Origin of the sequence: Parahoeflea halophila, assembly GCF_900220985.1 — a bacterium.
GTDB lineage: Bacteria > Pseudomonadota > Alphaproteobacteria > Rhizobiales > Rhizobiaceae > Hoeflea > Hoeflea halophila.
The window spans coordinates 1,471,078-1,484,603 of sequence record NZ_OCPC01000001.1 but is presented as its reverse complement, the minus strand read 5'-3'; the positions used below and the strand labels follow the sequence as shown (position 1 = coordinate 1,484,603).

The 13,526-nt window shown below is 60.6% G+C and carries 15 protein-coding genes; 2 read left to right on the top strand and 13 right to left on the bottom strand.

Annotated features, from left to right (window positions below):
- Positions 1 to 17: 17 nt before the first annotated feature.
- The 7 genes from CRO46_RS06960 to CRO46_RS06930 form a co-directional block, all read right to left on the bottom strand.
- Positions 18 to 779 (bottom strand): alpha/beta fold hydrolase, encoded by a 762-nt coding sequence (locus CRO46_RS06960; protein WP_097106230.1) that lies wholly within the window; start codon positions 777 to 779, stop codon positions 18 to 20.
- Between the two features lie 14 nt (positions 780 to 793).
- Positions 794 to 1,846, bottom strand: coding sequence for a branched-chain amino acid ABC transporter permease (locus tag CRO46_RS06955; protein ID WP_097106228.1), 1,053 nt, complete (start codon positions 1,844 to 1,846; stop codon positions 794 to 796).
- Between the two features lies 1 nt (position 1,847).
- On the bottom strand, positions 1,848 to 2,885 hold the full coding sequence (locus CRO46_RS06950; RefSeq protein WP_425479225.1) for a branched-chain amino acid ABC transporter permease: 1,038 nt from the start codon (positions 2,883 to 2,885) through the stop codon (positions 1,848 to 1,850).
- Positions 2,882 to 3,604, bottom strand: a complete 723-nt coding sequence (locus CRO46_RS06945; protein WP_097106225.1) for an ABC transporter ATP-binding protein — start codon at positions 3,602 to 3,604, stop codon at positions 2,882 to 2,884. Before CRO46_RS06945 ends, CRO46_RS06950 begins: the two co-directional genes overlap by 4 nt.
- On the bottom strand, positions 3,597 to 4,361 hold the full coding sequence (locus tag CRO46_RS06940) for an ABC transporter ATP-binding protein (protein ID WP_097106223.1): 765 nt from the start codon (positions 4,359 to 4,361) through the stop codon (positions 3,597 to 3,599). Before CRO46_RS06940 ends, CRO46_RS06945 begins: the two co-directional genes overlap by 8 nt.
- Positions 4,362 to 4,427: 66 nt before the next feature.
- Positions 4,428 to 5,606 (bottom strand): substrate-binding domain-containing protein, encoded by a 1,179-nt coding sequence (locus CRO46_RS06935; protein ID WP_425479224.1) that lies wholly within the window; start codon positions 5,604 to 5,606, stop codon positions 4,428 to 4,430.
- A gap of 303 nt (positions 5,607 to 5,909) precedes the next feature.
- A complete protein-coding gene (locus CRO46_RS06930) occupies positions 5,910 to 6,332 on the bottom strand; it encodes a DNA-binding transcriptional response regulator (RefSeq protein WP_097106222.1) in 423 nt (140 codons plus the stop codon).
- Positions 6,333 to 6,547: 215 nt separating this feature from the next.
- Between CRO46_RS06930 and CRO46_RS06925 the strand changes: the two genes are divergently transcribed.
- Positions 6,548 to 6,766, top strand: a complete 219-nt coding sequence (locus CRO46_RS06925) for a hypothetical protein (RefSeq protein WP_097106220.1) — start codon at positions 6,548 to 6,550, stop codon at positions 6,764 to 6,766.
- Positions 6,767 to 7,171: 405 nt separating this feature from the next.
- On the opposite strand, the gene CRO46_RS20295 is transcribed toward CRO46_RS06925, so the two are convergent.
- On the bottom strand, positions 7,172 to 7,525 hold the full coding sequence (locus CRO46_RS20295; protein ID WP_097106218.1) for a hypothetical protein: 354 nt from the start codon (positions 7,523 to 7,525) through the stop codon (positions 7,172 to 7,174).
- Between the two features lie 99 nt (positions 7,526 to 7,624).
- Positions 7,625 to 8,656 carry a LacI family DNA-binding transcriptional regulator gene (locus CRO46_RS06915; protein WP_097106217.1) on the bottom strand — a complete coding sequence of 344 codons (1,032 nt, stop codon included), beginning with the start codon at positions 8,654 to 8,656 and terminating at the stop codon, positions 7,625 to 7,627.
- A gap of 401 nt (positions 8,657 to 9,057) precedes the next feature.
- On the opposite strand from CRO46_RS06915, the gene CRO46_RS06910 reads away from it, so the two are divergent.
- The gene (locus CRO46_RS06910) at positions 9,058 to 9,984 is read left to right on the top strand and encodes an MYG1 family protein (RefSeq protein ID WP_097106588.1); all 927 of its coding nucleotides are present in this window, start codon (positions 9,058 to 9,060) and stop codon (positions 9,982 to 9,984) included.
- Positions 9,985 to 10,009: 25 nt separating this feature from the next.
- Here CRO46_RS06910 and CRO46_RS06905 read toward each other — a convergent pair whose 3' ends face one another.
- From CRO46_RS06905 to CRO46_RS06890, 4 genes are read right to left on the bottom strand one after another with little or no spacing between them, the layout of a single operon-like run.
- Positions 10,010 to 10,777: a carbon-nitrogen hydrolase family protein gene (locus tag CRO46_RS06905; RefSeq protein WP_097106215.1), complete on the bottom strand. Its 768-nt coding sequence runs from the start codon at positions 10,775 to 10,777 to the stop codon at positions 10,010 to 10,012.
- Positions 10,774 to 11,574: an ABC transporter permease gene (locus tag CRO46_RS06900; protein ID WP_097106214.1), complete on the bottom strand. Its 801-nt coding sequence runs from the start codon at positions 11,572 to 11,574 to the stop codon at positions 10,774 to 10,776. The genes CRO46_RS06905 and CRO46_RS06900 overlap by 4 nt, the downstream gene beginning before the upstream one ends.
- Positions 11,571 to 12,428: an ABC transporter permease gene (locus CRO46_RS06895; protein ID WP_097106212.1), complete on the bottom strand. Its 858-nt coding sequence runs from the start codon at positions 12,426 to 12,428 to the stop codon at positions 11,571 to 11,573. Before CRO46_RS06895 ends, CRO46_RS06900 begins: the two co-directional genes overlap by 4 nt.
- A complete protein-coding gene (locus tag CRO46_RS06890; RefSeq protein ID WP_097106210.1) occupies positions 12,425 to 13,462 on the bottom strand; it encodes an ABC transporter ATP-binding protein in 1,038 nt (345 codons plus the stop codon). Before CRO46_RS06890 ends, CRO46_RS06895 begins: the two co-directional genes overlap by 4 nt.
- Positions 13,463 to 13,526: the final 64 nt, after the last annotated feature.

Genomic DNA, 13,526 nt, shown 5'->3' with positions numbered 1-13,526 from the left:
CTGTCGCCCGCGGACTGTTAGACACTGCCGGCAAAATCGACGAGCGTTTCTGCGAAGGCTTCGGGTTGTTCCAGATGCGGAGAATGACCTGAATCTTCGAATGCGTGCATGCGGCCACGTGGCGCTGTGCGGGCGAGCCACGCGGCAGCCGACTTCGGATAGACGCGGCTGCGGGCACCAAAGGTTGCCAGGAGCGGGCAGGGCAATTGACCGATCAACTCTCTCTTGTCCATTGCAACGAGGGCGCCCCACATGGCGATCATGCTTGCCGGATCGTTGGACAGGATCTGGTCAAGCGCCTGCTTGCGACTGTAGCCCGGTGCGCCTTCGCGTCGGGCAAACATGGTGGTGGCGATCGCCTCGGCCGTGCCGGGCCAGTCCGCGATCATGCGTTGGGTGGTTTGGGCGAGATCGGCATCGCCTTGATCGATCAACCCGTGCAGCCAGTCCGCATTGCATCCCAGCCTGGGGCTCATGTCGACGGTCATCAGGCCCGCAATCCGGTCAGCGCCGTATTGCTCGATGAACTGCCAGGCGACCGCTGCGCCCATCGACCAGCCAACAAGCACAACATCGCGAAGATCCTGTGCCTTCAAGACACCGGCCAGTGTGTTCGCCGCGACCTCGAGCGAGGGTTCGAGCCTCGCCCGCTTGCCGTGTCCCGGCAGGTCCGGGGTGTGAAAGTCGAACTCTGCTGGCAGTCTGGCAACGAGGTCGTTGAAGATCGATCCACGCATGGTCCAGCCGTGCAGGAAAACAACGGACCGCTGGCGGGGCATGATCTGCGCCCCCGTCAATTTTCCGCCCTTAGCCGACCGACAATGCCGGTGGGAAAGAAATAGACACTGAGAATGAACAGCACGCCGAGCCACAACAGCCAGCGATCCGGGTCAAGAAGCTGCGGGATCAGCGGCAGGCCTTCTGTCGCACCTGCAGCGACGCCCATCAGGTTCTGAAGGTAGTTCTGCGCCAACACAAATATGGTGGTGCCGATCACCGCGCCATACATAGTGCCCATGCCGCCGATCACCACCATCAGCAGGATATCGAGCATGATCTCAAAGGACAGGGTGGTGGCCGGGCCGACGTAGCGCAGCCAGATGGCAAACAGACTGCCGGCGAGAGCGGCAACGGCGGCGGAAAGGCAGGTCGCCAGCGTACGGTAAAGCACGACCCGGTAGCCGATCGCTTCGGCGCGGAAATCATTCTCGCGGATCGCCTTGAGCACCCGTCCGAACGGCGAATTGACGATCCTGAGCATCAACAGGAACAGGGCCAACGAGGCGAAAAACACCAGGTAGTAATTGAGCAGCTTGCCGTTGATGGTGACGCCGAACAGCTTGCCCAGCTTGAAGGCGGGCGTCAGTTCGCGCGGGATGGAGTAGTTGAGCCCGTCCTCGCCGCCGGTGAAGCCGGAAAGCTGGCTCACGAGCACGGCCACGGCGGAGGCCACGGCAAGCGTGATCATGGCGAAGAAGATCGCCCGGACTCTCAACGAGAACAATCCGATCAGCAGAGCCAGGATTGCAGCGGCAAAGGCACCTGCAAGAGTGCCGACGATCAGCGCGTCAAATCCGCGGCCCATATGCGTGGAGGCCAGTGCCACGCCATAGGCGCCAAGGCCAAAGAACATGGTGTGGGCGAAGCTGACAATGCCGGAATAGCCGAGCAGCAGGTCATAGCTTGCCACCAGCACGATGAAGATGCAGATCCGCGCAGCCGTCTCGAGCGAACGCACGCCAGGAAACAGGAATGGAGCCAGCGCAAGCGCCGCAAGGATGCCAAGCAGCAGGATTGTCAGGACCAAGGAACGCGGCCGGTCGCCGGAGATCAGATTCATCAGCATCTTACTTCGCCTTCACGACGGGCATCATGCCCTGAGGCCGCCACATCAGCACTGCCGTCATCAGGGCGATGTTGGAAATCAGAGCCAGCTTGGGCTCGAGGAAGGCCACGTAGTTTTGCAGAAGCCCGACCAGCAGCGCGCCGATGAAGGCGCCTTCGACAGAGCCGAGGCCACCGATGATGACGACGATGAAGACCAGGATCATCATTTCCTCGCCCATGCCGGCGGTGATGACTTCCTGATAGAGGCCCCACATGACGCCGCCCAGCCCGGCCAGCGCCGAGCCAGCAATAAACACGCCGATGAAGACCAGCCGCAGACGGTAGCCCAGTGCCTCTACCATTTCGCCGTTCTGCACGCCGGCGCGGACAATCAGGCCGATCTTGGTGCGCTTGAGCACCAGCCGCATCGCCACGAACAGCGCCAGGCCGAAGATGACGGCCAGCAAGCGGTATTTCTCGATTGCAGCACCTGCGAAGGTCACCGCGCCTTTGAGCATTTCCGGCCGGGTAAGAAAGATCTCGTCGGGCCCCCAAACCACATGAATCAGCTGTTCGATGACGATGAGGCCGCCGACCGTGACAAGGATCTGTTTGAGATGGGCGCCGTAGACCGGACGCACGATCACCCGCTCAAACCCCCAGCCGAGCGCGCCGGTAACGCACATGGCGGCGATCGCCGCGGCCAGGACGGCAGCCACGTTGAGCAGCAGCGATGGAACACCGGTCCAGCTCTCAAGCGCCAGAAGGGCGGAGATGCCGACATAGGCACCGACCGAGATGAAGGCGCCATGGCCGAAATTGATCACATCCATCAGGCCAAAGACCAGGGTCAGGCCGGAGGCCATGATGAAGATCATCATTCCCATGGCAAGGCCGGATACCGTGAGCGTGAGCCAGCTCGATGTCGAGCCGATCGACAGGAAACCAAGAACCACCAGCACCGGCACGAGCAGCAAGGGCATGGCCTTTCCGATCCTGTCGGGCAGGGAGAGTTGCGCGTATTTCGGAGCGTGGTCGGGTGCCGCGGTGGTCATCAATGTGCCTCCATACTCAGGCCCATCAGCCGATCCTGCAGGGCGGCGTCACTGGCCAACTCAGCCATCTCGCCAGCCCAGACAATGCGACCGTCATCCATCACGGCTGCGGTGTCGCCGAGCGCTTTGGCGACAGCGAAATTCTGTTCGACCAGCAGGATTGAGGCGCCCTTTGCCTTCAGGTCGCGAAGTGCGCTGGCCATGGTCGAGATGATCGCCGGGGCCAGTCCCTTGGTCGGCTCGTCGATCAGATAGAGCTTTCGTTCCTCGGCCATGGCGCGGGCGATCGACAGCATCTGCTTTTGCCCGCCGGACAGGTTGCCGGCTTCGGCACGCCAGAACGTCTTGAGGGGCGGAAAAGCCCGGAAGATCCACTGCATACGGGCCGGGTCGAGCGGACCGGAGGCAGCGGCGAGGATCATGTTTTCCTCGACTGTGAGGTCGGAAAAAATCCCCATGTCTTCCGGTACGAAGCCAATGCCGGCACGGGCCCGTGCAGGTGTGGGCATCGAGGTGATATCGGTGCCGTTGAAGCGCAGGCTGCCGGATCTCGCCTGCCAGTGGCCGATGATGGTGCGCAGCGTCGTGGTCTTGCCGACGCCGTTGCGGCCGAGCAGCATGGTGACACCGCCGCGCGGGACGGTGAGGTCGACGCCCTGCAGGATATGATACTGGGCGATGTCGGTGTGAACAGCGGAAAGTTCGAGGATTGGATCAGACATCGGCAAGATCCCGTCCCATATAGGCTTCCTGGACGACATCCGAGGCCATCACCGTGGCCGGATCGCCGTCGGCCGCAAGCGCACCATTGTGCAATACGATGATGCGGTCGGCGAGCGAGCGGATGACATCCATCTTGTGTTCGACCAGCAGGATCGTCCGTTCGGTGTCGGCCTTGAGTTCGGCAATCAGGTCGAGCACCACCGGGGCCTCGTCAACACTCATGCCTGCGGTCGGTTCGTCGAACATGTAAACAGCAGGTTCAAGCGCAATAAGGATGGCAACCTCGAGCTTGCGCTGGTTTCCGTGGCTGAGGGCGCTGACCTTCTGTTCGGCAAGGTCCTGCAGCCGGACCCGCTCGAGCACCGCCATCGCCGCGGCCGAGAGCTTGGTGTGCGAGGCCGCCATGGAGAACAGGTTGAAGCCCATCTTGCGCCGGGCCTGGATGACCAGCCGCACATTCTCGAGCACGGTGAGATCGGGAAACAGGTTGGTGAGCTGGAAGGCGCGGCCCAAACCCTTGTGGCAGCGTGTGGCCACCGGGTCGCGAGTCACGTCCTCGCCCATCAGCCGAACAGTGCCCGCAGACACGGTGATCTGGCCTGATATCAGGTTGAAATAGGTGGTCTTGCCAGCTCCATTGGGGCCGACAATCGCTGTGAGTTCACCGGCACGGAAGCCGCAGCTGACCGCGTCCACGGCCACATGGCCGCCAAAGCGGACGGTCAGGCCATCCGTTTCCAGAAGCATCTGTGTCATGGCGCACCCATGGAAGGAGGTAAGGCTATCGCGGACGCCCCTTCGGGCGTCCGCGTCTCTCAGGGATTAGTTGCGGATTGGAATGTCCATGTCGTCGATGCCGATCTCGCGGACCAGAACCGGAACGCCATAGTCCTTGCCCTCCTGGACCTCGGTGCGGAAATGATACATCGACTGCAGTGCCTGGTGATCTTCCTTGCGGAAGCGCATGGTGCCCTTGGGTGTTTCCCATTCCATGCCTTCCATGGCGGTGATCAGCGCTTCGGTGTCGGTGGAACCGGCCTTCTTGATGGCCTCGACAACAGCAATTCCTGCTGCCATGCCGCCGGCAGTGAAGAAATCCGGTGGCGAGCCGAAGCGGTCCATATGTTCCTTGACCAGCCAGTCGTTGACCGGGTTCTTCGGGATCTCGTAATAGTAGTAGGTCGCGCCTTCCATGCCTGGAAGTTCCTTGTAGGCCTTTAGTGCCGCCAGGATATTGCCGCCGGTGGCAATCTCGATGCCGAAGCGCGAGGGATCCATGGCGTTGATCTTGCCCATCGGGTTGCCGCCGCCTGCCCAGATGATGAACAGTTTTTTCTCGCCTTCAATGCCTTCCATGGCGTTGAAGATGCGTTCGGCCGCCGCGGTGAAGTCGGTGGTATCGGTTGGTACATATTCCTCATGGGCGATCTTGGCACCGGAGCTTTCGAGCGCCTCGCGGAACGCTGCCACGCCGTCACGCCCGAAAGCATAGTCCTGTGCCAGTGTCGCGATTGTCACGCCTTCGCCACCCAGGGCCACTGCGTTGGAAATCGCGTCCTGGGACGAGTTGCGGCCGGTGCGGAAGATGTAGCGGTTCCAGTTTTCGCCGGTTATCGAGTCAGCCACGGCGGGCTCGACGATCAGGATCTTTTCGTATTCCTGGGCGACCGGCAGCATGGCCAGGGCGACGCCGGAACTGACCGGGCCGACCGCGATGTCGACCTCGTCGTCACCATAGGCTTCGGCCAGCACGGCCTTGCCGATATCGGGTTTGATCTGGGTATCCTTCTCGATGACGACAATCTTGTCGCCATTGATCTCCATGGTTCCACCGGTGGCGTATTCCAGGCCGAGCATGAGGCCATTGTGCGACTGCGCCGCATAGGCCTCCAGCGCTCCGGTCTTGCCATAGACATGAGCGATGCGGATTTCATCGGCAAGCACCGGTGATGCCAGCATGAAAGCAGCTGCACCAGCCGCCAGTATGGTTTTCATCTTCATTTCGGGTCTCCTCCCCTGAGCGAATGACGATGAAAACATGAAACATGAATCAATATTCATGTCAATGATCAGTCAGGGGGTAGGTGGAGACGCCGGAGCGTCCGTCACCGGTTTTTGCCAACTGGCGTTGATAGCGAGTATGTGGGCTGAAGGCCGCTCAGGTAGGTGAAGACACGTCGACAGGCACCTGTGCCGCCGATCGGAGGAACTGTTTTTGGTGTTGCGCCGCTTCTGCGGCCAAGGCCGGTCTCCCCCTTCAGTGGGGTGTGATCTGCAGGAGATGCCTTTTGAGCAGTGGTGCGATCAGGACTTGTCGGCTGGAATGCTCTGCGCAAATGGCATCGCGCCGCCGCGTTCATAGCCATTGCGGATGGCAATGTGACCGGAAAGAGTACGGATCATGCCTGTCAGTTCGTCGAAATCGACAGGTTTGGAGATGCAGGTCACAGCGCCGGTGATTTCAACCGGGATCGTCGAGGATCCCCCGCCGATCATGACAATCGGAATTCCGGCTTGGCGAAGGTTTGATGCAAATTTCAAGTCCTCGTTGTCCGGATGGCGGAAATCGAAAACCGCGGCATTGAGGTCATGGTGTGCCGTGCACACCTCATAATCGCCCCTGGTTCCGGGAACAACAGTCAGACCTCGGGCCTCAAACTCATAGAGCATATCAACGAGGAGCATCGGCTCGTCAGTGATGATCAGGATTCTTGGGCTCTCATTCATTTGCACTCCTTAAAGCGCCCTGCCGTGGCCCGGCGCTTGAGCCGCGGACACACATAGACAGTGCGCATGCCTGATAATGGTGCATAACGAACGTAGGATAAAGGCCACGGTTGTGCTGGCAGCATACACAGTGGCTTTGACTGGTTTTCGGTCACTTGCAAACTGTGCGCCAATTACTAACATAAAGCGGGGGAGCGAATTTTTGGGTGTGCAGAATGTACCGTGAAAGAAATGAGCGCCTTCAGATCATGCTGTCGCCTGAAGAGCTTGCCGCCATCGATGATTGGAGGTTTAACCAGCGCATGCCCAGCCGCGCCTCCGCGGTCCGCGAATTGTTGCGGCGCGGCCTGCAGGCTGAAGGTGTGACCATTGCCGAATCGCATGAGAAGTCCAGCGACTTCGGCGTTCTGGAGAAGCGTGGCGACGCAGAGTAGGGCGCGCATGTCTCGGACGCCCCGTCCGTGACCTTTTTTGCAATCTCGTAGCCATTGCGCGATGTCGACGAAGACTTAGCCACACGGGTTGCCGCGGGGCTGCGGCTCAAAACGCTGTCCGAGCCTGCGGTTGCAGCGCTGCCGACGTTCAGCGGTCGGAAGGCATCGAAAAATTCTCCATGGTGCTCAACGGGCCGTGCAGCTTCCGGGACCGGAAGCTGGGTGAGCTGGAACGGACGGCACCGATACAGATCTGGTCGCAGCGCTGAAAAGTTTTATCGGGAAAGATGTCGCGCCGGGAATGACTCAGTTGGGTCGAAACCCTCCTACGCAAACCAAAAAAGCCCGCCGGATTGCGGGCTTCTCTGATTCGGCGCCAGGTTTTGGAGTGCCAGCTGAACCTGTTCAGGCGTCCCGAACCAGGCCGCGCGGGCCGACGCCACCGTCCTCTTCTTCCAGGCTTACATGATAGAGCTTGTCATCGCGGAATGCGCTGGCGAAATCGGTGGTGGTTCCGTCGCCCGGCTTGGCGTCAAGGTCCAGAAAGTCGATCTCGGCTTCCGCAGCTACGACGCGGGCATCGGCGGGAGAAAATGCCCGTACCCGAAGTACGCCATGATTGGGGGCATTGTCCCATCGCGGGTCGTCTAGGCGGGCATTGGGTTCCAGCCGGTAGATGTTGAGTTTGCCGGAAGGCTGCTCGCGGGACACGGGCTCGCCAAGCGTGCCGACGCGGGGCTGGGCGGGGAAATCTGTCATGGCTGCTTTCCTTCCAGGGTTCGTCAATGAGAGGAAAACGGCTGACAGGCAATTTGGTTGCAGAACGGCGTCAAACGGCGCGCAAGGAAAGCGGGTCTGCTAGGCTGATCCCCGCATGACCAGCTTGCCGTCAAACAGTGTCACCAGGCGTGAGGTGCTTTTGTGTTCGGAATCTATAACGTTAAACAAGGTCTCCGCACTTATTGAAGCAATGGATGTGTAATCCTGTGAAACGGTCGTCAGTGTCGGGCATGTGTAGCGCGAGAAGGGATGGTCATCGTGGCCGGCCACACGCAAAGCGCAGTTTGGACCGAGGCCAACCCTGAGCCCCAGCTGATAGGCGGCTGACAGAAGGCCGATCGCCAGGCGGTCGTTGCTGCACAGAATGGTATCTGTCGGCAGGGTCCGTTCGGTTATCACGCGAGAGCCTTCGCGAAAGCCGATTTCCTCGAAATCCCAGCCGTCGCCCTCGGCCTGAACCAGATTCGGTTCGTGTCCGAGACGGTTCATCGCCTTGATGTAGGCGGCCCGTCGCTTGAGTGCATTCGGGTTTGTAGGTGTGCGCATTTCAAAGAATGCCGGCGGCTGGCCGGTTCTGCATAGATAATCGACCATCAGCCCGATGCTCTGGTCGTTGTCGGAACCGATGAAGGCTTCACCGACATTGTCGATATTCGCGTCGAACAGCACTGTCGGCACATCCTCGCAGAAGGCCGCAATGCGGCCGCGGTCCGAGACACGCCCGAGCGGGGCAAGCAAGACGCCGGCGGGCTTGATCAGGCGCAGATTGTTGAGGTTTTCGATCTCCTGTTCGGGATCGCCATGGGACCCGAGCACGATCGGACGGAATCCGGCTTCGATCACGTGATTTTCGATGTTCCGCGCAATCTCGGCAAAAAACGGGTCAGCCATGTAGGGAATGACGATGCCGACATTCTTGGTCAATCGCCGGTTCTGGTTCATGGCATAGAAATTTGGTTGATAGTCATATTGCGCCAGCGCCTTCTCAATGCGCTCGCGCGTCGATTTCCGGACGCTGTCGGCATCGTTGAAATATTTTGAAAGCGTAGGCCTTGAAATACCGCTTACGGATGCGAACTCGTCCATATTCTTGATTTTTGAATCGTTCATCCGTGAGAACCCTTGTAATCAGACCAGAAACGAAAATCCTGCAAGACCGGGATTCCCGTTAATGTGACAAGTTTGCAATGTAATTGTCGCGCGCCAAATTTACCAGCGCCCGGTCTGCACAATAATATGTTGCGGCGGCAAAGTCCGAACGGATCCAAGCTGAGCTCTCACTGCAGATCGTCGCCAACCGGGACCCTCGTTGAGCAGCGGAGAAAGCGCCAGCGCGATCACGTGGTGGTGCCTGGCGCTCATCTGGGCCTCTCTGTCCGCAGATCCTTGCCCATGACAGGCGTGTAGCCGGGCCGTGCAATGGACATTGTGGGGTTGAGTTGGGGTGCCGGTACGGCTATCTGGTCAACGCCACAGGCGGAATTGCCGCAACCACAAAGGCGCATCCACGCATGATCCCAGATTACCTCGTAACCCACTCAGGCGGCTTCCATGCCGACGAGTTGCTGTCCAGCGTTGTTCTCACCCGGCTTTTTCCGACCGCGCGGATCGTCCGCAGCCGGTCACCGGAATGGATTACACCGGCGAGTGACCGGATCATCTATGATGTGGGTGGCGCCTATGATGCCCAAGCGGGGATTTTCGACCACCACCAGCGCGGTGCGCCATTGCGTGAGGACGGGAAGCCCTACAGTTCGTTCGGCCTGGTCTGGAAGCACTACGGGCGCGATTATCTTGCTGCCGCAGGTGTACCCGAGGCGCATGTCGCCACGATACATAGCTCGTTTGATGCGAGCTTCGTGCTGCCGATTGACCTGATGGACAATGGCGCCATAAGCCCTTCGGTTGCAGGACCGTTGGCTGAGCTGACCCTGCCGGTTCTGCTTGAAACACTGAAGCCGGTGTTCGACGATCCGAACCCGGAGGCTCTGGAGCGAGCATTCGGCGAGGCTCTGGCGATTGCGCGCAGCTTTCTCGAGGCTAACATCGCCGGGAGCGCAGCCAAGCTGCGCGCTGAGGACATCGTGCTCAAGGCTGTGACGGAGGCTGGAGAGAGCCGGGTACTGGAACTGCCAATGGGAATGCCGTTTCGCTCGGCGGTGATGAAGTCAGGTGCCGATCATCTGCTGTTCGTGGTTCACCCGCGTGAGAAGGACTGGTGCCTGACCGGCATCCGCCGCGCCGAGGAAGGATTTGAATTGCGGGCCGATCTGCCGTCCGCCTGGGCTGGTCTGACAAATGGCGAGCTGGAAAAGGCCTGTGGCGTGGAAGGCGCAAGTTTCTGCCACAATGGTCGGTTCATTGCCGCCGCTAAAACCCGCGACGCCGTGCTGGCGATGGCAGAGCTTGCCGTGAAGGAAGCCGTGGCGGCAGCGTAACGTGGGGCGAAGGCCGCCGGTGCTTTTACAGATCTCTCAGATAGGTGTTTTCACTGCGCGAGGAGTCGTAAAGCGCGGGGTCGATTTCCGCAGTCAGCAGTTCTTCCGAAAAGCCGGCCTGAGCCAGTGCCGAGCCATCGGGCGCTGCGATAACGGACCGGCCGGCATAGTCGAATTCGCCGTCGCGGCCTATATTGTTGATATAGGCGATAAAAATCTGGTTCTCGAAAGCACGAACCGGGATCATCTTCTCGGCGATGAAGCTGCCTGAATATCCCATGGGTGTCGCGGTCGGCACGAGTATCATGTCTGCACCATGCAGCGCCAGCCGCCGTACGTTTTCCGGAAATTCCACGTCGTAGCAAATTAGCATGCCAAGCTTCATGCCGTGATGGCTGAACAGACAGGTCGAAGGTTTCGCGGGCGTGAACAGATTGCGCTCGTAGTCGCCATAGAGATGCGACTTGCGATAGACCGATGGTGTGCCGGTGCCGTCGGTATGAATTGCCGAGTTGTAGATTGCGTCCCCGTCTTTTTCCGCAAACCCTCCGACGAGCGCGACACCCGTCTGGTGGGCGATCTCGCTCAGCCGTGACACGATCGGCCCGTCGGCGGGTTCGGCAAGCGCCCGGATCGCCTCGCCGCCGCCATAGCTGGTGATGCCGAGTTCCGGCGTGACCAGAAGTGTTGCGCCCCCTCCCGCGGCCTGGCGAGCCGCGCTTTCGATGCGGGCAAGGTTGGCGGCGGTGTCGGTGCCCGCCGTCTGCATCTGCAAGGCCGAGATGCGGGTCATGGTTTTTCCTCGGGATTGGCGCCCAGCAGCTTGAGCAGGTCGCCATAACGGGCGATCAGCGAATAGATGACGGCAGCCAGGATCACGAACAGCACAGTGACGGAGGCCATTGTCGGGGTGTAGCCGTAGCGCAGTGCGTTGAAGATCTTGATTGGCAGGGTTTCCATGGTGAAGCCGACGGTCATGTAGGCGACGATGTATTCGTTGAGCGACAGCACGAACGCAAAGGCATAGCCCGAGACCAGGTAGGGTGTGATCAGCGGTAGCACCACGGTGCGGAAGATGGTGCGGTCATCGGCTCCCATGGTTGCTGCGGCTTCCACCAGCGACCGCTCGATGGCGGAGAAGCCGAGCGACAGGGTGACGAGCGGCAGTGTGACGAAAAAGATCGCGTGGCTGACCACTGCCGTCCAGGGATGGCCATAAAATCCGGTGGCAGCCCAGAAGGTCAGGAGCCCCAGCGCGGTGATCACCGGCGGCAGGGTGAAGGGCGCAATCCCAAGCAGCTGGAAGATGTTGGCCCAGGGCGCGATCCGGCGCCACAGGAACCACGCCAGCGGCAGCGCAATGGCCACGGCGAGTGCGGCGGAGAGAAGCGCCAGCATCAGTGAGGCGAACAGGGCATTGCGCCAGCCGGTGTCGGCGAAGATCTCGACATACCAGGCCAGCGAAAAACCCTGCGGCGGGAAGGCCAGCGTCTGTTTGGCATTGATGGAGACACCGGCAACAACGATCAGCGGGGCGGCCAGGAAAAGACCGACAAGCGCGAAATAAATGCGACGGAGAAAATGGCTCACGTGGCAGCCTCCCGCTTACGTCCGGCAAACAGGGTGAGAGCCACCATGGCAAGCGTGACCAGCACAAGGAACACGGCCATCGCAGCAGCAAACGGCATGTTGGACTGGTAGATGGCCTGATCGGTGATCAGCACAGACAATGTCCAGTGCTGCGGCCGGCCGAGGATCTGTGGTAACAGGTAGGAGCCGAGCGCAAAGATAAACACCATGATCAGCGTCGCCATGATCGTTGTCCTGAGTGCCGGCACTACGACCGTGAAGAAGGCGCGCAGCGGCGATGCACCGAGCGTTCGGGCGGCTTCGGTCAGCGTTGGATCAAGCCGGATAAGGGCCGGATAGAGAACCAGGATGGTGTAGGGCAGGGCCTGATAGACCATTGCCGTCAGCACCGCCGGAAAGCCGGGTGAAAGTGCAACCGCCTTTTCCATCAGGCCAAGAACCACGAGCAGGTTTGTGATACCGGCGGTGCGGGAGAACAGGGTCGACCAGGCAAATCCGATGATGACTTCGGACAGTGACAGCACCGACAAAAGCACCACCATCCAGATGATCTGGGCCCGCCGGGTCAACCTTGTCAGCAGATAGGTGAACGGCACTCCCAGGACGACGCAGCAGATGGCGACGAGAACCGCCAGCATCAGCGAGAAGCCAAGCACATTGGCGAAAAAGAGGCTCAGGAACCGCTCGTAATTGGAGAACACGAAGGCGGGCGTGTAGAATCCGCCCTGCTGGCGCTGGAAGAAGCTGACCGAGATCATGGTCCCGAAGGGGATAACGAAGAACACGGTGAGCATGATCGCCGGGAAGGCGATCGGTGCGTAATCGGTCAGTCTTTGCGGCGTCTCGCGTCTCATCTGTCGAGTACCACGCAGACACCCGGATCGAGCAGGACACCCACCGGCTGGCCGACCGTGACCTCGGGCCGGGAACGCGGGGTGGAGACCGCGATGATCTGCTGACCGGCGCAGTCGATGAAGGTCTCGATGGTGCCGCCGAGATCGCGAACGAAGGTTACGGTGCCGGTGATAGTGCCGTCGCTGCCGGGCGCTGTCAGGTGCACGTCTTCCGGACGGACAGAGATGACAGCCTTGCCGCCCCCGGGTGCGCTCAGTCCCGGTATGGCCTGATCGAGTGCCACGGCGCGACCGGCGCTGTCGGTGTACATGTCGATGAGATTGGTCGAGCCGATGAAGTCGGCCACGAACGTGTCGGCGGGCCTGCGGTAGATTTCCATCGGGCTTGCCGCCTGGCGGATCTGGCCCTGGTTCATCACCACCACGGTGTCGGCCATGGTCATGGCTTCGCGCTGATCATGGGTGACGACGATGGTGGTGATGCCGAGTTGCTGTTGCAATTGTCTGAGTTCCACCTGCATGGCCTCGCGCAGTTTGGCGTCGAGCGCGGACAGCGGCTCGTCGAGCAGGAACAGCTTGGGCGAGCGGGTGAGCGCCCGGGCGATCGCCACACGCTGGCGTTGGCCGCCGGAGAGTTTTGCCACTGGACGGTCGGCATAGCCGGGGAGATGGATCATCGCCAGCAGTTCGTCGACACGTCTTCTCTGTTCCTCGCGCGGGGCGCCACGGATTCTGAGCGGATAGGCAATGTTCTCGCCGACGCTCAGATGCGGAAACAGCGCCAGCGACTGGAACACCATGCCGAGGTTACGCTTGTGGGTGGGGACGGCGGTGATGTCCTCGCCGTCGAGCAGGATCTCGCCGCTGGTGGGCAGGTCGAGGCCGGCGATCATCCTGAGCAGCGTGGTCTTGCCGCAACCGGACGGCCCGAGCATGCAGACGAACGTGCCTTGCGGCACGGCAAGCTGTACGTCGTTGACCGCAGTGAAGCTGCCGAAGTCCTTGCGGACCGAATTGAGCGTCAATCCAGACATTGTGTCCCCGTTCTTCTTGCCCCGCCTTGGCGGGGGAAGGGAGGGGCCATGATCCGGCCCATCC

Bases quoted from the DNA above. Each gene is read 5' to 3' on its own strand.
- CRO46_RS06940 (WP_097106223.1), bottom strand. From the start codon at position 4,361: ATGACACAGATGCTTCTGGAAACGGATGGCCTGACCGTCCGCTTTGGC.
- CRO46_RS20295 (WP_097106218.1), bottom strand. From the start codon at position 7,525: ATGACAGATTTCCCCGCCCAGCCCCGCGTCGGCACGCTTGGCGAGCCC.
- CRO46_RS06960 (WP_097106230.1), bottom strand. From the start codon at position 779: ATGCCCCGCCAGCGGTCCGTTGTTTTCCTGCACGGCTGGACCATGCGT.
- CRO46_RS06895 (WP_097106212.1), bottom strand. From the start codon at position 12,428: ATGAGACGCGAGACGCCGCAAAGACTGACCGATTACGCACCGATCGCC.
- CRO46_RS06910 (WP_097106588.1), top strand. From the start codon at position 9,058: ATGATCCCAGATTACCTCGTAACCCACTCAGGCGGCTTCCATGCCGAC.
- CRO46_RS06925 (WP_097106220.1), top strand. From the start codon at position 6,548: ATGTACCGTGAAAGAAATGAGCGCCTTCAGATCATGCTGTCGCCTGAA.
- CRO46_RS06945 (WP_097106225.1), bottom strand. From the start codon at position 3,604: ATGTCTGATCCAATCCTCGAACTTTCCGCTGTTCACACCGACATCGCC.
- CRO46_RS06935 (WP_425479224.1), bottom strand. From the start codon at position 5,606: ATGAAGATGAAAACCATACTGGCGGCTGGTGCAGCTGCTTTCATGCTG.
- CRO46_RS06930 (WP_097106222.1), bottom strand. From the start codon at position 6,332: ATGAATGAGAGCCCAAGAATCCTGATCATCACTGACGAGCCGATGCTC.
- CRO46_RS06955 (WP_097106228.1), bottom strand. From the start codon at position 1,846: ATGCTGATGAATCTGATCTCCGGCGACCGGCCGCGTTCCTTGGTCCTG.
- CRO46_RS06915 (WP_097106217.1), bottom strand. From the start codon at position 8,656: ATGAACGATTCAAAAATCAAGAATATGGACGAGTTCGCATCCGTAAGC.
- CRO46_RS06905 (WP_097106215.1), bottom strand. From the start codon at position 10,777: ATGACCCGCATCTCGGCCTTGCAGATGCAGACGGCGGGCACCGACACC.
- CRO46_RS06890 (WP_097106210.1), bottom strand. From the start codon at position 13,462: ATGTCTGGATTGACGCTCAATTCGGTCCGCAAGGACTTCGGCAGCTTC.